The sequence below is a fragment of the Eubacterium sp. AF22-8LB genome (assembly GCF_003458715.1).
Lineage (GTDB): Bacteria > Bacillota_I > Bacilli_A > Erysipelotrichales > Erysipelotrichaceae > Holdemanella.
The window spans coordinates 1-19,060 of the sequence record NZ_QRVI01000016.1 but is presented as its reverse complement, the minus strand read 5'-3'; the positions used below and the strand labels follow the sequence as shown (position 1 = coordinate 19,060).

Sequence of the window (19,060 nt, the reverse complement as noted above, 5' to 3'; positions counted from 1 at the left end):
TATTTATAATTGCTTTGCCAATTTCTATCTTTTTATGTTTTGGTGTTAATACAGTAGTAATAAATCCATAATCCATCAACTCTAATCTAGTTGCGTTTTCGTAAAACCAGATTCCTTAATGCATTGTTCTAAGAAAGCTAAATCCTTTTCCTTGGCACATACATCGTGGAAATATAAGAATTTTTCTTTGTAGCGAAGTACAGCCTCTAATACATAGATACCATCTTCTTGCCATGAATCCATCCAAATTGTTTTCTTATCATATTGAATTGGATCTTGTTCCATAATGTTCTCTAAGTTTGTGACAATACCCGGTTGTTTACTAGCCTGAATCAACCAATCCCATTGTGCTTCATCTGTATAGGGTGACATTAAACATAATGCTTGATTTACTGGATCATAGCTTCTTTCGGCAGCACCACTCGCAACAACTCTTGCGTCTTCAAATAAGTGGTACACTTCACGAATACGATATTGAATAGCTTCCTCCTCCATGTTTTTCGCATTCTGTAACTTATTCTCTCTACCCAACTTTTCACATAAATCTGCATATGCATCTAAAGGAAGATCCACATTATGATCCTTTTCATAAGCAGCCTCGATATATTCACAAATATCATTCGCATGTTTAATCGTATTTTCATTCATTAATGTATACTTTCCAACACCTTCTTTGGCAAGTAAAGTTAACGCACAATTCTTATAGAATTTTGCATCTCTTTCCCAATCATTCCAAACATAGAAAACATCCATTAAATCGCGTGTATTCATATGCTTAAATTCCTTTAAATCCAAGTCTCCCTGGCTTGTAAGAATGCGATTTTCTTTTTGTAGAGGCAAGAAATACGTTTCATCATACATATAATTCTGTTGACGCATCACTTCATTTTCCAACAAAACACCACGAATATAATCCATTTCATCCTCATACATAGAACTCAATCGATCAAAATCTTCATCCTTATCAAATTCCATATCATCTATCAATTCATATTCCCCAGGTATTTCTTCCTGAATATCTTTAAATATATCTACCACAAACGCATGAAAGCCTGGGCCTGCATGACGAGTATTCGCACGTAAAACCATGTCGCCATCTTCTTCTGTCACAATGATCTTTCCTTGTGGACAAACCAAGATATCAACATGATCATAACGATCTTCAATTTGCACTTCTTCACGTCTTGCGATAAGCCCTAAAACAACATACAATTCATTCATTTCTTTTTCATTTCGATCTTTACAAATCATTTGAACAAACATGTTAAAACCTCCTTCTAGAGTCACACTCTATTATATCATAGTTAGCAAATCTATGTTATAATTACTAAGTTAAAAGGAGAACTTAAGTATGAATCAAATTGCTAAAGAATGGCAAGACTATGAAGTTATTGATACTGGAAATAAAGAAAAACTAGAAAGATGGAATCAAACGATTCTTAGAAGACCAGACCCTGTGGCAATCTGGCCAATTGAAGATGAGCGTGCATGGAATAAAGCGGATGCGGTATATCACCGTTCTAAATCTGGTGGTGGTCATTGGGAAATGAAAAAACCAGTCAAAGAATTCTGGACTATTGGATATAAAGGATTGCGCTTTAAAATCAGTCCGACTGGATTTAAACACACAGGACTTTTCCCTGAACAAGCCAGCAACTGGGATTTTATGGCCAATAAAATTAAAGAATCTAAAAGAGATGATTTAAGAATTCTAAACCTGTTTGCGTATACAGGCGGTGCGACTATGGCCTGTTCAAAAGCCGGAGCTAAAGAAGTTGTGCATGTAGATGCCTCAAAAGGTATGATTCAATGGGCAAAAGAAAACATGCAGCTTTCTAATCTACAAGATCATACGATCCGTTTTATTGTAGATGACTGCATTAAATTTGTAAAAAGAGAACAAAGAAGAGGAAGAAAATACGATGGTATCGTAATGGATCCACCTAGCTATGGTAGAGGTCCAAATGGCGAACTTTGGAAGCTTGAAGAAGAATTATTCCCATTGATTCAAGAATGTATGAAAATCTTAAGTGATGATGCCCTATTCTTTATCGTGAACTGCTATACAACAGGATTTAGCTGTTCAACACTAAATGAAGCTTTATCTAGATCGATTCAAAAAGAAAAAGGCGGGCACATTGAATGTGGTGAAAACCTATTACCAGTCACAACAAACAACAGTGTATTGCCATGTGGAATCTTTGGAAGATGGACTAACGACTAGTCCATCTTTTTTACATAAATGAAAAAAGGAAGAAAATTCTTCCTAACAAACCATCCACTCCGGATAGAATTGAATTCCATTTTTAATCATACGATGAATCAAAGGCCTTCCCAAAGTTTGGAAATAATGTTCAATCGTTGTGACTTGTAAAACCAAAAGATCTGCCGTTTTACCAATTTCAATCGAGCCACGATCCGATAAACCAAATTCTTTTGCCGGTAAAGACGTCATACTTTCCAACAATTTTCTAGAACACACACGATGTGTTTGAAACAATACATAACTTATGGGTGCCATACTATATACATAAGAGTTTGGAAGACCAAAGCCACAGCTCATCAAAAACGTTTCTGGAATTTCATTCTTTAATTCACTCAATCGATTCAATACCGGTAATTCCGACTGATTTTTTTTATAAAATACATCTTGATCAAGTTTCATTCTTTGCGTATTGGGATTGTCACAAATCAAAGTTAAAATACCATTTTGACGCATCGCATATAAAGCGTTGATATCCTGTCTTAACTGATCTCCTAAGCGCACATGTGTAAAGCTTTTAAATTGACAATCAATAAATGAGGGAACAACACACTCTCCCTGAGCATCAATCACACGGGTTGCAGGATCTAGCCACTCCTTGTAAGATCCTGTATTGATTTCGATAATCTTATCATGATGACATGCAATAAAGGCATGATTCAAAATAGTAAAATTCTTATCACATGTATATAAATTTTCAATATTTTTAATCAGTAAAGTTGCCTTCATATATACATGTGACCTTCCTTTCAATAGATGCTATAATAATTATACAACGAGGTGATGCGAATGTCTTTATTTAATCGAAGAAAGAAACCTATAATAGTTACAATCCACGGATTTGGAAGAAATCTAAGTCATGAATTCGATCCATTAGCCCGCTATTTAAAGGCCAAAAAATATGAAGTAATTCAATTTGATATGTATGATTTAAACAATCCAAATGATGCCAACTACAAAGATTGGGTACAAAGATGTGAAGCCAAATTAAGTCTTGCCATTAAAGAAAATCCCAATGTCATCCTAATTGGATTTTCCATGGGAGGCGTAATTGCCAGTTATTTAGCTAGTATTTATAAAGTACAATCTTTAATTCTATGTGCACCTGCCTTTGAATATTTAGATATCAAAAAAGTAACAGGATTATTTAAAAAGTCAGACAAAGAAAAGAAAGGCCCTAGTTCGAAGCAATACCAAACCTTCACAAAAATCGTTTCTCAATATAAAGAATCTATTTCTCAAATTGAATGTCCAATTTTGATGTTGCATGGAACAAGCGATGAAGTAATTTCACCATCTAGCTCAACACATGCCTACAAAAAGATTCCAGCACAAAAGAAACGTTTGATTTATATTGAGGATGCCAAACATAGAATGTTGTATGATGGAAGAATGGAACAGACTGTATTTACTTTGATTGAACAAATGCTTGAAGGTAAAATATTCTAAAAAGCTGTCGAAAAGACAGCTTTTTCTACAAGCTTAATCACCAATAATTGAATAAAACTGGTCATAAGAAGGCTTTAAAACTTCATACACATCTGGCTGAATACGATATTGCGTATAATCACGCAACCTTCCATCCTCTTCTTTTTCAATAACCTTTCTTTCGATCATTTTTTTATTCTTTAATAATCCGCCCTGTTTGACATCCCCCTTATATTCCAAAGGTTCATTATCATTATCTAATAGTTCTTCAAACAAAGCCTTATCCTTTTTGTTTAAGGATGTCATGAAATTCCATAAATCTGGAACATTCATCTTTTTCTCTTTCTTAAAAAACATAATCATCACCTAATCTTATTGTACACCATGACTTTTTAAATAAGAAGGAATGATTTTTATGAAACAAATAATCGTTACAATACTTGCATAAATATCAGCTGCGGGTTGTGCATAGAAAATATTTGAAACCCCTAAAAACACAGGTAACAGGCATGTACAACATAAATACATCATTTTACGATTTAACGATAAAAACAAAGATAGTTTTACATTAGATAATCCCGTGATTCCATCCACTAAAACATATTGAATGGACATCATTAAAATACCTAAACAGAAGATTTTAATGGCTCTTTGCGCAATTGGCATAGTTGTAACATCACTTGTAAACAAAGCTACAAATACATTTGAATAGCACATTGAAATAATGAACATGACTAAGCAAAATAAAAACGCAAATGAAATCACAATTTTAAATGCTTCTTTGATTTTCTTTAAATTGCGTGAACCAAAATGATACGCAAATATCGGCTGTGTTCCTGAACTAATTCCAAGAAGAGGTCCCGTAATCAACAAGAAATAGCTTTGGGCTACTGTAATTGCCGATATATAGACGTCACCCATACTACCACCATACTTTTGAAGCATCATATTCATCACTATTAAAATGACTGAATCGGATGCGATAATAAGAAATGGTGAAAAACCTAATTTTGCAATATGCTTCATTTTCTCTATGGATAATTCTTCCTTACGAAGTTTGACTTTTGCCTTAAACCTCAAAAAACAAAGCACAAACATACACGATAAGAATTGAGCAATCACAGTACCAATGGCAGCTCCAGCTACGCCAATCTTCAGTGTACGAATCAAAATAAAATCAAATATAATATTTGTGATGGCCCCAATACATACGCTAAACATGGCAATGGTGGCATAACCTTGTCCCGTTATAAAATAATTTAATCCGATCGACATTAGAGCAAAAAAAGTGCCCAATGTATAGATTGTAAGATATGTATTGGCATAAGGATATAGAGTATCACTACCACCAAACCAATAGATTAAATCGTGTTTTAAAAAAATGAATCCAAGTGTTAAACAAATGGAAAGAACAACCAACATCACAAAGCTGTTATATAAAATTTGACTTGCCCTTCTCTCATTCTTTTGTCCCAAACACATCGATAGCCAAATAGAACCTCCAATACCAACCAGTGTTCCAAAGCTCGATAACAAGGTTACGATTGGCCCACATATTCCAACGGCTGCCAAACATAAATTTCCTACTTCTTCAATCTGGCCTACAAACATACGGTCAACAATGGAATATAGAATATTGACGAGCTGTGCAATCATACTCGGTATAGCCAACCCCATAACAAGCTTCAACATGGGTGTATTTTCAAAATCATTTTGTCGCATTTTACACTCGGTTCTCTTTAATATAATCTCTAGCTTCTGTTAGATCTCTAACGATACAAATTGTCTGTTTTTCCTGTACTTCTGTTGGAGCAATCAAATCCGGTACTTGAATACAATCAATTCCAGCTCGATAAGCAGCCTCTACACCAACAACGCTATCCTCTAATACAAGTGCATTCTTATTGGTTACGCCCATCTTTTTTAATACAGTTTCATAAATCTCTGGATTTGGTTTTCGCTTTGTCACCTCGTCCCCGCAAAGAACATAGTCAAAACGATCAAATACGCCAATTTTCTTTAATCGTTGTTCTGTCAATTCTCTTCTTGTAGTAGTTGCGACGGCCATTTTAATATGATTTTCTTCAAGAAAATCTAATATCTCATATAAACCTGGCTTTACTGGTACTTCTCTTTCCAATGAACGAAGTCCAATTTCTCTCCACTCATCCAATAATTCTTCTTGAATTTCACTTGGAATATGCTCATCGATAGCTTCCTTTTCATCCTCAAGTCTTTTCCCTACAAGCTTACTAAATAAAGCATCGCCTAAATTGGAAATACCATACTTATTTCCCACTACATCAAAAGCATCTTTCCATACACTTTCTGTGTCAATCATTAACCCATCTACATCAAATACGACTAACTCTAACATACATATCTCCCCTAAAAACAAATATAGTATAGCACGAAAAGAAGCAACACTACATTGCTTCTAATATATCTATAACCCTTTTTAAATCTTTACATTGAAGATCCACATATTTCATATCTTCTTCATCAAATTGTACTTGGTCCGGAATCCAAACTCTTCGCATATTTGCGTTATAAGCCGCACGAATTCCATTCTTACTATCTTCAAGTACGATACAATTTTCAGGCTTTACTCCCATCTTTTTTGCACATGCCAAAAATAAATCGGGAGCTGGTTTTGACGCATATTCATCTTGTGATGAAAGCATCAAATCTGCTTGAAAATCAAATCCACAGTTTCCTACTAACTTCTTAATATGAGAAACACTTGAACTAGAGGCTATACAGATTTTGTATCCTTTTTCCTTTAAATAATTATGTAATTCTTCAAGACCATATTTATTGGCAGAACCCGGAATCGCAAAGCGCTCATCATAATAGGAAGTGAACACATCATCTGCGATTTTTATCATATCCTCAAGCCATGGATATTCCTTATGGTAGATCGAATAATCAAAATGACTTGTGCCTAACATCCCTAAAAAATTTTCTCTTGGAAAAGCGTGACCATGTTTTTTACAAACATCTTCAAATACATCAATATAAAGTGTTTCTGTATCAAACATTAATCCATCCATATCAAAAATCACTGTATTAATCATCGCCGTCATAATTTACAAAATTCTCCGTTTTTGCAGCCGCAATAGCCTTAAATTCCTTTAATAAAGGATGTTGATAAATGGAATGTAAGTCGTTTGAAATAATAAAGCTTAATAGTTGTACAAATGGTAAATAAACAATTGGTGAAAGTTCACTTGATACCATATCACTCAAGCTTAAAACGTGATTATCATTTGCCAATCCTGGATTATTTGAAATCAAATAAGCACGCTCACTTACTTTGCGGGTAGCCTTATATACTTGTTCCACACGATGACTTGCCACATCGTTTCCATCAAAGAAAATCACATTATATTTCGGTGTTAATTGTAAATTTGGACCATGAATATACTCCTCAATTTCATAACAGCAGCTAGGAATATGTATTGTTTCTCCCATTTTTAATGCACTTTCCAATGCCGTACCATAATTGGCACCTGCACCACAGCTATACACCCATGACATAGATGATAAATTCTTATAGTGTAACTGAATAAAATCTGTTGCCTTATCTATCATTTCTTCATTCAAATCTGCAGCCTTTTTCAATTCTTCTAAATATTCCACTTTACCAGAATACACAACCGCAAATAAATCTAAGAATAATGCCAATGTTGAAACGCCCTTTGTGACATAACCAACTAATTCTTCACCAACCCCATATTCGATGACAGCATCTGCATAGTCTTTTACATCACTATTCTTATTTCCAGTTAAACAAATTGCCCTATATTGTTTTTTCTTAATGATTTTTAACGCTTCAATTGCGTTTGTACTTAAACCACTCTGCGTAACAACCAAAACTAAGTCTGTTTCTCTAATATCATTTTCATAATATGTAAATGTGTATGGCGTAATAATTCTTACTTCTAAACCACTTACTTTTTCTACAAAGCTTCTTGCACAATAACAAGCATTATGACTTGATCCAGAAGCCACAAGCAAAATACGTTTGATTTCTTTTCCTTGCACTTCCTTCATTAATGGTTCTAGCAATGTTTCATATTGTTCAATGTTCTTTCTTAAGACGCCTGGCGTTTCTTTAACATAATCCAGCATTGTTAATTTTTCCATATGTACCTCCCTAAACAACATATAAAAGGTGGAATGGTTCCACCTTTATATTTTAGTATTCTAATCTTCTGTAATAACGACGGATTTCCATTGGGTGACGAGTTTCGATTTCCATGTGAACGTCAATTCTGTTGTTTACAGCATGCATTACATGGTGAGACAAGTGTTTACGATATTTTTCGCTAATACCCTTTAATTCGTAATCTTTAGAATCGATAATTGTGTAGTTTGCACAAATTCTTGGAATGAAGTTAGCAACACGTTCAGATAATGGACGTTGAGCATCTTCACCAATATAAATTGTAACTGGAGTTTCTTTAGTTACGATTTCGAACATACCGTGGAAGAATTCATTTGATGTGATTGATTTAGTTTTTAACCACAATTGTTCTTCCCAGTAGCACATTGCGTATGAGTAAGTTGCTCCCCATTGGTTACCAGCACCTACAAAGTAGTGCATTTCATCATTCCAGTGTTTTTTAGCGAATTCAATTGCGAATGGTTCAGCTTGCTTTTCAACTTCTACTAAATCTTGTGCTAAGTATTTGTCAAATTCTGCATACATATCTTCGTAGTCTTCGAATTCACCATTGTTGAACATAAAGCGGTCAGCAACCATGAAGAACTTTAATTGTTCGTTAACTGGGTAAGAAATCTTGTAGTCTCCTAAGTCTAATAAGATAGCTTCTTTAGCATCTACAAATGAGATAACTGTAGCTCCAACTTCTTCTTTGATTTTTTTAATAGCTTCAACAACTTCTTTAGTGTTTCCAGTTACAGAAGAGATAATAACAACTGTATCTTTAGTAATACGTTTGTTTCCTGTAGTTAAGTATTCAGCAGCATTTTCTGCCCAAGTTTCAATAGCACTCATCTCTTTCATGTGTACTGTAGCCTGCATAGCACTTGCCCAAGTACCACCAACACCTAACCAGCAGATGTTTGAATATCCACGTTCGCAGATTTCATCAACGATTTCGTTGATTCGAGGGCGTAGAGCCAATGCTCCATTTACGCTATCGATTTTTTCTTGTTCGTTAAATTTAATCATTTTCATGTCCTCCATCTATTTAAATTTTATTAACAACCTAAGATACCAAAGAATGAGCCAATCAATCCGATTGCGACACACAATAACAACAATGATGTTGTCTTAACATTTTTCTTTTTCAATAAATAGTAAACTAATAATGTGAATAATAATGGCATTAAACCAGGCATGATATTATTGAATACATCATTTAATGTAGTTGCTTCATCACCAGAACCAAATGCCAATGGGAATTTGATTGAAACGTTTTCAGCCGTCATACCGCCAACAACCATCAATCCTAAAACGCTTGCTGCATAAGTCAATTTTGACATCAATCCATTTTCCTGGATTTTAGCCAAGAATCCACTACCTAATTTATAACCAGCGTTCATTAAGTAATAACGTAATCCTTGAGCAGGGATGTTGAAGATCAATAAGAATAAGATAGGTCCTAAGATATTTCCTTGATTTGCTAATGATAGACCTACACCTGTAGCGATGATACGTAATGTTCCCCAGATGAATGAGTCACCAATACCAGCTAAAGGTCCCATCAATGAAACCTTAACACTGTTGATACTTTCTGTATCGAAGTTAGGATCATTTGCGTTACTTTCTTCCATAGCAGCACTGATACCAAGAATCAATGTTGACAATTGAGGTGTTGTATTGAAGAATTCCAAGTGACGTTGCATAGCTGCAATTTGGTCTTCTTTATTTGAATATAATTTTTTGATTACTGGTAACATACAGTAGCAGTATGCCATGTTCATCTGTCTTTCATAGTTCCAGTCCCACTCCATTCCGAATGAACGCCAGAATACTTGATTTATTTCCTTTTTTGTTAATTTATTAGAAGTCGTCATCTTCGTCTAATCCTCCTTCTGTAGCTGTTTGAGCTGAATTGCTACGTAGTTGAGTTAATACGATAGCGATGATAGCTCCAAAAATTGCGATTGCAGTTACTGGAATTCCTAAGTATACGCTTAATGCGAATCCTAAGAAGAAGAAACATGCAACATCTTTGTCCATGATCATCATCAACAATAAACCAAATCCGATTGCAGGTAATAAGCCCATTGTGATTTGTAAACCATTTGAAATCCATTCAGGAATTACATTCAATAAAGCCTGAACTGCAGGTCCACCTGCATAGTATCCACATGCCACGATAACACCGATAATCAAGTTAACACCGAAGAATCCACCTAAGAAGTGCATTCTAGCAACTCCTGCCATGTTTCCTTCAGCTGCATATTTATCTGCTTTGTGAACAAATGGAGGTAAAATGAATACCATTCCAACGTTCTTTGCGATTAAAACCAATGAAGCAACTGGTAAACCAACAGTCAATGCTGTTTCTGGTCCAGCTCCTGTAGTAATTGTGAAAGCTGTTCCTAATACTGTTCCTGAAATCATTTCAGGTGGAATACTTGCTCCGATTGAGAAAGCTCCCATAAATGCCAACTCTAAAGTTGCACCTAAAGTAACACCGGTTGGGATATCACCTAGTACAACACCTGTTAAAGCTCCCATAACCAATGGTCTTGACAACAAGCTTGTTCCGAACAAATATTCAGCATTTCCAAGCATTGCTACCAAACCAAGTAAAATTGCTTGTAGTAACATGTTTCTCCTCCTATAATACTTTTTCTACGTTTACTGCATTATCTTCAGGTACCATTTGGATTGTTACATCCACACCTGCTGCACATAATCCTTTTAAAATTGTTTCTTCTGCTGGTGTAATATTCATAGCCTTTGAAATATTACGAGTTTCAGCTGTTGCCTTTGTTCCACCAAGATTCAATTTCTTGATGTTGCAATCTTTACATAATCTTTCTGCATCTTTAATAGATTCAACAACAATTAATAATTTGTATTTATCTGTAACACCACTGTTGATCGCATTCACTGCATCATCCATATTTTTAATAACCAATTTAACACCATTTGGTTTTGCCAATTTGATTGAAGTTTTTCTTAAATCATCTTTCATAACTGCGTCACACGCAACTAAGATACAATCGGCTTCAACTGCATTTTTCCAAGAAAAAGCAACTTGACCATGTAACAATCTATGATCTACTCTTAATAATTTAATCATGTTATTTTCCTCCTTTTAGAAATCTTCGTCTTCTTCGCTAGACATGCCATTCATAACAGTCATTCCCTCTTTAGCTGCATTGATCAAATCTGTAGCATCCTCTAAGCTAACTTCACCACCTAGACTTTTCATCACTGCATCTAGTGCTAATCCCATGTTCATTCCTGAGAAAACCATTACATTATCCAATACCGCAAGCTTTGATAAAGCTGTATGAACACTTCCACCTTTGATGTCACACAAAACTAAAATTTGTTCATCACTCTCTTTTGCTTGTTTAGAAAGCTCTTGATAAAAGTCTTCAGGATTTTGACCAGGAAGTAAGCTATATGTTTCTACGTCCTTCGCCAAGTCACCAACAATCATAGAAACAGAATCTTTCATTCCTTTTGATAATCCTCCATGAGAAGCAAATATCACTCTACTCATTTTCTTTCTCCTTTCTGATTACGTCGCTCACTTATATACAAGCAAATATTGTGCCATAGAAAAATAATATAAAAATAAAGATGAGTTTCCCCATCTTTACTAGTTATTCTTCACATAATTATAAATATGAATCATTTCCTCTGTAGGAATATCTACACCATAGAAATCCTCTACTTGTTTAAACGCCTTCTTAACATAGTCCACAAAATCTTTATGTTCATTTAAGAAATCTAAGCTTGGGTCATATTCTGCATTTCTAGATACAACCAATCTTTCAATCAAGCAACAAATGTGTACATACAATCCAAAACAAGTACGATTACTAAAACGAACCCCGACATATTTCTGTAGAACATCAATCGCATTGGCAACCTGTTCTAATAGCTTCGTTGGATTTAATATCGTTAGTGCATTCATAATATTACTCAATGAGAAGTTATGTAGAATATTTTTATCAAATACAGACAGCTGCTCTTCATCCATATAGTCTTTGAAATATTGATTAAAATCATTAAATGTATCTTCAATAATCAAGTCTTCAAGCCCTACAAATGGAATGTCTTCCATATTGGGATCCAACGTTCCAAGTACACATAGAACATCATATTCTTCAAATACATTATTCTTATTACCTAGTTCAATCAATTCCGAATAATTTAATGTCTTCACATCTAAATTGATTCCATCTGGAAAAGACTGTTCTAACATTGACTTCAACTTCTTAGCCGTTCCTAATCCACTTGCACATGAGCAAAGAATAACAGGTTGTTTTAGTTGGTTCTTTTCAATATGATACGCAAAATTCACATGGAAAGCATCAATTGTTTTTTGAAGCAAAGCATCCATCTCCATATTGTTACGAATGCCATTTCCAATCTCTAATGCGATTGGTGTACTGACATTATTAATAATTCCAATATTGGCATTTTCAATATGCAGACCCTTATAAATATCTTCTAAGCTTCCCATATCCACCAATAAATATAGTTCTTTTACCTTGCCAATACGATCCAAATAACGATTCAGCTTTTCAATCATTGTAGCCGTATCAATATATAGTGGCATATCTAAGGCATCAAAAATATATTGGCCTAAGAAACGATTGGCTGCATCTGCAATACTAGAAGCCGTAGAAAAGCCATGTGAAAGTACAACAGCTGCTTTTTGAGAAAGCCTAGAATCTTTTTGTACATTATATACATAGAAGATAAATGTACAAATAATAATGGAATACATATCAATTTCCAGATAAGACTTTAAATATGTACAGATTTCTAAAGATACATTAGTAGCTCTAAAGAATTCTTCCTGAAGCAACTGGTATAAATCATCACATTCTTCTTCATGCTTTATAAACCAACTTCTTAAATCATGATACTCATGGTGAATTTCATCTAAATAAGAAGCAATCGATAACGTTTCATTATTTGTGATTTTTAAGCCATATCGAGATTCAATCAAATTAAAGATATGCTGCACACCACGATTATAATAATCTACTTGACTAGATTCTTTCTTTCTAAAAATTAAATTATCAAAATATTTCTGAACATAATTCTTCTCTTTAGCCATAAAATCCGACAAATTCATATGTTCTTCCTTGTACTGTCTGTAACAAGCCAACACACTCTCATTTAACTGTAAGATTTCTTTTTGTCCATTATAGTATCCTTGTAAATCATCTACATATATATATTCATCGTCATCTAAAACAGTTTTTTGATTGGCATACACTTGCTGCAACAAATCCTGAGGCAAGCTATCCAAATGAATCACTAAATCATCATTAACCTTATCGAATAAGGAATTGATACAACAAGACTGAACACTACTCTTTAATTGACCAATATTTCCTGGCATCTTACTTTGCAACAACGCATTATATACCTTACTGCTCATTTTGATCTGACAATTCAAGCGCTTTTCTTCTTGACTAAAAATATCATGCAACAACTCAATACGCTCTTGCGTGCCTCTTTGTTCAAGACTTGGAATCGTAATAATCATAGGAATACGTCGCATCAATGTTTTTAATAAAACCTTATCCGGATTTTCTGTTGTCGCAAATACAATCCGAACATTGGACTTATACCACTTTTCATTATCTCCCACACGATGATAAATACCTTGATCCATAAATAAAAATAATTTTTCCTGACACTCCGCCTTTAATTCATGCACCTCATCCAAAAACAAGACACCATTATCAGCTAGCGCAATCAATCCTTCATTGTCTTTTTCAGCACCTGTAAAGGCACCTTTGACATGTCCAAATAGATTTGCCGTTAATAATTCTGGGTTATTCGCATATTCACTACAGTTTACCTGTATAAATTGTCCATCCTTCGCAATTACACCTTGATTTCTAGCCCACTCATACGTAAGCTTCGCAATCAAAGATTTACCTGTTCCAGTAGGACCATAAAGTAACATTGGTAGACCATTAGGCGGGTATGAAATCGTAGCCTTACATTGTTTAACTGTTTGAGCCAATGAATGATTCATACCTACTAGTTTTTCAAAATCCTTCTTTTCCTGGTTTGACATCAATTCATTTATACTTGTATATACATTATCTTTATAGGGAATTCCCTTTTCTTTTAAATAATCAACGGAAATGAAACAAAAAGGCTTAGATTCAATACGAACAAGCTTATTTTCTTTCACTAGTTTATTTAAAACAACCGATATCTGTGATCGACTGATCTTTAAGTTTTCACTTATTAAGGCAACTGTTGTTTGATCAAATTCATTATTATTACAGCAAGCCAAAATATATGCCAATATTTTTTCTATCATGTTACCCTCCACTTTTTTAGATGATTATACCACATTATGTGCTAACATATATATATGAAACAAGACTTGATATATACACATACCTATAAACAGACATTCCATATGACAACGGGTTTAAAGTCGCATCTTGAAATATTAAGTAAAGATAGACAGACTTTATCCGACCTTTTATATACTGTCAGCCAAAATAATCCTTTTCTAGAATACACCCCTAGCCAAGATATCCAACAATATTTAGAAGCAGGTATTTCAGATAAACCAAGCCTAAAGAATGAGTTATATCTACAGCTACACACTACAAAACAAAAGCATAATGAAACCATTGCCGATTATATTATTGAATCCTTAGATAGTCATGGATTCTTTAACTATGACTTAGATATAGTTCTAAACGATTTAAAATGTACAAAAGAAGAATTTACAGATACATTAAATTTAATTCAAACCTTTGAACCCCTTGGAGTTGCTGCCAAAAACAGTGTTGATTCTTTAATGATACAACTAAAAGAAAAAGAATATATCATCGCATATACAATATTAAAGGATTATTCAAAGGAACTTGAAGAAAAAGATTTCTATACGATTTCTGAATCCTTAGATATACCTTATGAATCTGTATTTGATGAATTAGCCCACATGCAAGAGTGCAATCCTTTTCCATGTAGTGAATATGCAACAGAAAGCACGACAAATCTCGCATTACCTGAATTCACAATCGAGATTATTGAAGATCAATTAAAGATCATCCCTAAAGAAATGGGAAATCTGTCGCTTCATTGTGAAGAAGTAAAATTATCGAAAGAGGCAAAGAAATATTTAAATGAAGCGAAATTCTATATTGACAGTTTAAACCGTAGAAATAAGACCATTCTTTTACTCGCCAATATTTTGATTACCCATCAAAAGAATTACTTTCTATTTCAAGATGATTTAAGAGAATGTACACTTAAAGAAATTGCTCAAGAATCTGGATACTCCATTTCCACAGTTTCTAGAACACTCAGTGATAAATATTATGAATTCAATAATCAAATCTATCCTGTTAAAGATCTATTTGTTTCAAAAACACATAATGGAAGCAGTAAGGACTCGATTCAAAAGGCTATTCAATTATTAATTATGGTAGAAGATAAAGAAAATCCTCTACAGGATGAACAAATTGTAAAGGAACTTGAAGATATGGAATTGTATGCTTCAAGAAGAACCATATCTAAATATCGTAAGGAGTTAAATATTCCTAATTCAAAACAAAGAAAAAAGGCGGGATATTAATATATCTCGCCTCTTACTAGTTTTTTTGAATATATATGATAATAGCCCATTAATAATGCTGCATTTACAATCCATGTCAAAGGCCAACCTAAGAATACAGTGATCAATTCTGAACTAAATTGTGTTGCCACAAACAAATAGACTTGTCTTAAAATAACGAAACATAAAATCATCGAATACATTGGAACCTTCGATAAACCTACTCCTCTTAATGCACCTGCCGTAATGTGGGATAAGGGAAGGAAGATATAGCCTGGCGCAAAAACAGAAATCATAGTGACACCTGCTACAATCACATCTTTATCCTGTGAGAACAGTCCAACTAAGAGGTCTCCATTTGTATAAATCAAGAAAGCTCCTAATACAATAATCACTTCACACATAATAAGTGTGGTATACAATCCTTTTCTTACACGCTTATAGTTTTGTGCCCCATAGTTTTGACCTACGAATGTTGTGATGGCCATTGAGAAGCTTTGAATTGGAAGCTGCAAGAATCCATCTAGCTTTGTCGTTGTACTATAGCCTGCAACGGCAGCCGATCCAAATCTAGAAATATACGATTGTACAATGACATTGGAAAAGGAAACAATACTGTTTTGTAGAGCCGCTGGAATTCCAATCGAAATAATTCGTGAAAGGATTGGCTTACAAAAACGAATCTTGGAAATATATACCTTATAATCCTTATCCGTATGCATCAATTCATGCATGACTAAAATGGCAGAAACTAGCTGAGCTAGAGTTGTCGCAATGCCAACACCGGCAACTCCTAAGTCAAAGTAAATCACAAATACAAAATCTAACACAATGTTAACTAGACTGGATACAACTAAATAAATCAATGGATTTTTACTATCGCCTAAAGCTCTTAAAATACCGGCTCCCATATTGTAGATTAGCGCAAAGCTTACTCCTGCAAAATAGATTTGTAGATACGTAACAGCTAAAGGTAAAACTTCTTTAGGTGAACCAATCATGTCTAAAATAGGTCTAGCCAAAATAATTCCTAAAAAAGTAAATAACACACATAAAACCAATGTTAGAGCTAGCGATGTATGAATCGAATCTTGCATCTTTTTTATTTCTTTTGCACCAAAATATTGTGCGATCACAACACCGGCTCCAGTCGATAATCCCATGAAAAATCCAACCAACATATTAATAATGGAAGTGGATTGTCCTACGGCCGCAAGCGCGTGCGAACTAACAAAGTTTCCTACCACATAAGAATCAACTGTATTATATAATTGTTGAAATAAATTTCCTACAAGTAATGGTAAAGAAAAAATCAATATTGACTTCCATATACTTCCCTTTAATAAATCTGTGCTTTCCATGACCCCACCCTTTCCAAAAGAAAATGCAGAATTCCGATTGGTCTTCTACATAATGTAAAATAATTTTAACTCTTTTCTGAAAAAAATGAAACCCTATCCTAAAAGTACATCTAACATCATCATGATGCAAAATCCTAACAAGAAAAAAAATGTAGGAAGATTGGAATGTTTTCCTTGAGCCATTTCAGGAACAAGTTCTTCAATCACCACAAACAACATGGCGCCTGCCGCAAAACTTAAACACAAAGGTAAACCTTGTAAGATCCAATTTGAAAACAGAATGGTAATATATCCGAATATAGGTTCTACAATACCAGATAATGCACCAATCATGAATGCTTTATTTTTTGAAAAGCCATTACTCTTTAATGGTAAAGAAAGAATAGCTCCTTCAGGAAAGTTTTGAATCGCAATCCCAATGGATAGGGCCAAGGCTGAAAAATAATTTCCAGTTTGAATCGCTTGTGCCAAGACTACCCCAACGGCCATACCTTCTGGAATATTATGTAAAGTTACCGCAAAGACTAACTTTGTGGTTTTCTTTAAATGCGAACCCTTTCCCTCCTCATCATCCGTTCCAGGATGAATGTGAGGAATCATACAATCTAAGAAAAGAAGTAATAAAGCCCCTAAGAATATCCCCAGTACAATGATCAAGATATTCTTTTCCTGTTCCATTGCCGGCATCAATAAAGACCATATACTAGCAGCGACCATGACACCTGAAGCTATTCCCGAAAAGCACCGGGATAGTAATTCATTGTTTGTATTTTTCAAAAAGTATACACAAGCTGAACCTAATGTTGTACCAAAAAAAGGAATTAGTAATCCTAACCACATAATCATCACCGCAGTTAGTTTAATCTAATCCCTTTATATTCGTCAATTCAAACGCATATTGTATGTAAATCCATGATGCTGAATATAATCCTCTAAGACCCAATCCTTATCATAGATTTCTTTTGCGACTTTCTTTCCAACATACCTAAAATGCCATGGCTCATTTGTAGCTCCCGTTTTATCACTTGCATTTTCTGGGAAGCGTAAAATGAAACCATATTTATATGCATTCTTCTCAACCCATTCATAATCTGGAGTTTCTCCAAATGTACCATAAATTCCGTCCATCACACCTTGACTCGTTAAATCTACACTTAACCCGCATTGACGCTCACTTGATCCAGGAACAGAAACTAGGTTTGCCGCATAATCTGCATCATATGTCGCAAAATATTCATCGTAAACCGCCTTTTGTTTTTCATACGAACGATATGAATTCTTAATTGCGATATCGTATCCTTCTTTTAAACCATCCTTATACATTTTTTCTAATGCCGTAGCTGCCTCATCTCTTAATTTTCCAGCTTCACTCTCATAAGGAATATTTACCTTTCTTAAGTCACTTGGCTCATAATCACTTCCTACACTAAAGCCATTTTTAATTAAAACTAAAGTATCTTCTGGACTTAATATTGTATATGTACGACTATTTCGCTTACTTGAGTCAATGCCAGGATATGAAACTTTTAAGACCGCCTTTAATGGACTTAGTTCGGAATCCACATAATCTTTAATGTCACAAATTTGTGCCCCTTTGACAGCTAAATATTTCTTTGTCGTTTCATAAGGAATATTTGAAGATATCAAAGTATCCAAAGTATTAATGGTATATAAATCTGAATTTTTAAATAGGAAATTCGTTGTATAACCCAAATAATTCAAATCTTCCATTCGCTCATAATAAGCATCCACAAAATATACAACCTTGGAAGTTTTATATTTTGTCATTCGATAATACTTGTCATACAACACATAATGCGAATTATTCTTTACTTTATCCCACTTCGCAATGTCGATCACATAATCACAATTCAAAATATCATGAATTTCTTCACTATCTAATTTTAAAACGACCTTTTTGGCAGCCCTATCATATCCTTTGATACTCAAACGAATATTTGTCATATTCGCAATCAATAAACCCACACAAATAATAGGTATCAAAACAAGGATTGCGATGCGCTTCGTATTTACTTTCCTTCTCTTTCTTGCCATAAAATCACCTAAAACCCATTATATTAAATAAGCAGATGAAAGACAATTGAGTTTTGTTTACAAAATATTACATTTAATATGTAATATTTTTCATACCGTGATACAATAGTCTCTAGAGGTGATATAAATGTTATTTAAAAACGCAACTATTTACACAATGGAACAAGAACCATTTGTTGGTGATT

The 19,060-nt window shown here is 34.1% G+C and carries 19 protein-coding genes; 3 read left to right on the top strand and 16 right to left on the bottom strand.

What is annotated here, in order from left to right; genetic code table 11:
• Positions 1-81: 81 nt before the first annotated feature.
• The gene (locus tag DWY01_RS07305; protein ID WP_199519917.1) at positions 82-1,263 is read right to left on the bottom strand and encodes a hypothetical protein; all 1,182 of its coding nucleotides are present in this window, start codon (positions 1,261-1,263) and stop codon (positions 82-84) included.
• A gap of 88 nt (positions 1,264-1,351) precedes the next feature.
• Here DWY01_RS07305 and DWY01_RS07300 point away from each other — a divergent pair, with 88 nt between their 5' ends.
• Positions 1,352-2,224: a class I SAM-dependent methyltransferase gene (locus DWY01_RS07300; protein ID WP_117570886.1), complete on the top strand. Its 873-nt coding sequence runs from the start codon at positions 1,352-1,354 to the stop codon at positions 2,222-2,224.
• Between the two features lie 42 nt (positions 2,225-2,266).
• Here the strand turns inward: DWY01_RS07300 and DWY01_RS07295 are convergent, their stop codons facing one another.
• Complete coding sequence (locus DWY01_RS07295) at positions 2,267-2,992, bottom strand: hypothetical protein (protein WP_117995500.1); 726 nt, start codon at positions 2,990-2,992, stop codon at positions 2,267-2,269.
• A 60-nt stretch (positions 2,993-3,052) separates the two neighbouring features.
• Between DWY01_RS07295 and DWY01_RS07290 the strand changes: the two genes are divergently transcribed.
• On the top strand, positions 3,053-3,712 hold the full coding sequence (locus DWY01_RS07290) for a carboxylesterase (RefSeq protein WP_117995499.1): 660 nt from the start codon (positions 3,053-3,055) through the stop codon (positions 3,710-3,712).
• A gap of 33 nt (positions 3,713-3,745) precedes the next feature.
• Here the strand turns inward: DWY01_RS07290 and DWY01_RS07285 are convergent, their stop codons facing one another.
• The 11 genes from DWY01_RS07285 to DWY01_RS07235 all read right to left on the bottom strand — a co-directional run bounded on the left by DWY01_RS07285 (position 3,746) and on the right by DWY01_RS07235 (position 14,208).
• Entirely contained in the window at positions 3,746-4,048 is a 303-nt protein-coding gene (locus DWY01_RS07285) for a hypothetical protein (protein ID WP_117995498.1), read from the bottom strand.
• Between the two features lie 15 nt (positions 4,049-4,063).
• Positions 4,064-5,413: an MATE family efflux transporter gene (locus DWY01_RS07280; RefSeq protein WP_243001988.1), complete on the bottom strand. Its 1,350-nt coding sequence runs from the start codon at positions 5,411-5,413 to the stop codon at positions 4,064-4,066.
• Position 5,414: 1 nt separating this feature from the next.
• Entirely contained in the window at positions 5,415-6,068 is a 654-nt protein-coding gene (locus tag DWY01_RS07275) for an HAD family phosphatase (protein WP_117995497.1), read from the bottom strand.
• 49 nt (positions 6,069-6,117) lie between these two features.
• Positions 6,118-6,777, bottom strand: coding sequence for an HAD family phosphatase (locus DWY01_RS07270; RefSeq protein ID WP_117995496.1), 660 nt, complete (start codon positions 6,775-6,777; stop codon positions 6,118-6,120).
• Positions 6,761-7,840 carry an SIS domain-containing protein gene (locus tag DWY01_RS07265; RefSeq protein ID WP_117995495.1) on the bottom strand — a complete coding sequence of 360 codons (1,080 nt, stop codon included), beginning with the start codon at positions 7,838-7,840 and terminating at the stop codon, positions 6,761-6,763. Before DWY01_RS07265 ends, DWY01_RS07270 begins: the two co-directional genes overlap by 17 nt.
• A gap of 52 nt (positions 7,841-7,892) precedes the next feature.
• Positions 7,893-8,891, bottom strand: coding sequence for an SIS domain-containing protein (locus tag DWY01_RS07260; protein WP_199519916.1), 999 nt, complete (start codon positions 8,889-8,891; stop codon positions 7,893-7,895).
• A 29-nt stretch (positions 8,892-8,920) separates the two neighbouring features.
• On the bottom strand, positions 8,921-9,739 hold the full coding sequence (locus tag DWY01_RS07255) for a PTS system mannose/fructose/sorbose family transporter subunit IID (RefSeq protein ID WP_117995493.1): 819 nt from the start codon (positions 9,737-9,739) through the stop codon (positions 8,921-8,923).
• Positions 9,726-10,502: a PTS sugar transporter subunit IIC gene (locus DWY01_RS07250; RefSeq protein ID WP_117995492.1), complete on the bottom strand. Its 777-nt coding sequence runs from the start codon at positions 10,500-10,502 to the stop codon at positions 9,726-9,728. The genes DWY01_RS07255 and DWY01_RS07250 overlap by 14 nt, the downstream gene beginning before the upstream one ends.
• A gap of 10 nt (positions 10,503-10,512) precedes the next feature.
• Positions 10,513-10,980, bottom strand: coding sequence for a PTS sugar transporter subunit IIB (locus tag DWY01_RS07245; RefSeq protein WP_117995491.1), 468 nt, complete (start codon positions 10,978-10,980; stop codon positions 10,513-10,515).
• Between the two features lie 15 nt (positions 10,981-10,995).
• On the bottom strand, positions 10,996-11,409 hold the full coding sequence (locus DWY01_RS07240) for a PTS sugar transporter subunit IIA (RefSeq protein ID WP_117995490.1): 414 nt from the start codon (positions 11,407-11,409) through the stop codon (positions 10,996-10,998).
• Positions 11,410-11,508: 99 nt separating this feature from the next.
• A complete protein-coding gene (locus DWY01_RS07235; protein ID WP_117995489.1) occupies positions 11,509-14,208 on the bottom strand; it encodes a sigma 54-interacting transcriptional regulator in 2,700 nt (899 codons plus the stop codon).
• Positions 14,209-14,262: 54 nt separating this feature from the next.
• On the opposite strand from DWY01_RS07235, the gene DWY01_RS07230 reads away from it, so the two are divergent.
• Complete coding sequence (locus DWY01_RS07230; protein ID WP_117995488.1) at positions 14,263-15,480, top strand: LacI family DNA-binding transcriptional regulator; 1,218 nt, start codon at positions 14,263-14,265, stop codon at positions 15,478-15,480.
• Here DWY01_RS07230 and DWY01_RS07225 read toward each other — a convergent pair.
• From DWY01_RS07225 to DWY01_RS07215, 3 genes are all read right to left on the bottom strand, one after another.
• Entirely contained in the window at positions 15,477-16,820 is a 1,344-nt protein-coding gene (locus DWY01_RS07225; protein ID WP_117995487.1) for an MATE family efflux transporter, read from the bottom strand. The genes DWY01_RS07230 and DWY01_RS07225 overlap by 4 nt on opposite strands.
• 93 nt (positions 16,821-16,913) lie before the next feature.
• Entirely contained in the window at positions 16,914-17,666 is a 753-nt protein-coding gene (locus DWY01_RS07220; protein ID WP_117995486.1) for a ZIP family metal transporter, read from the bottom strand.
• Between the two features lie 36 nt (positions 17,667-17,702).
• Positions 17,703-18,875, bottom strand: a complete 1,173-nt coding sequence (locus tag DWY01_RS07215) for a M15 family metallopeptidase (RefSeq protein ID WP_117995485.1) — start codon at positions 18,873-18,875, stop codon at positions 17,703-17,705.
• Positions 18,876-19,060 lie beyond the last annotated feature (185 nt).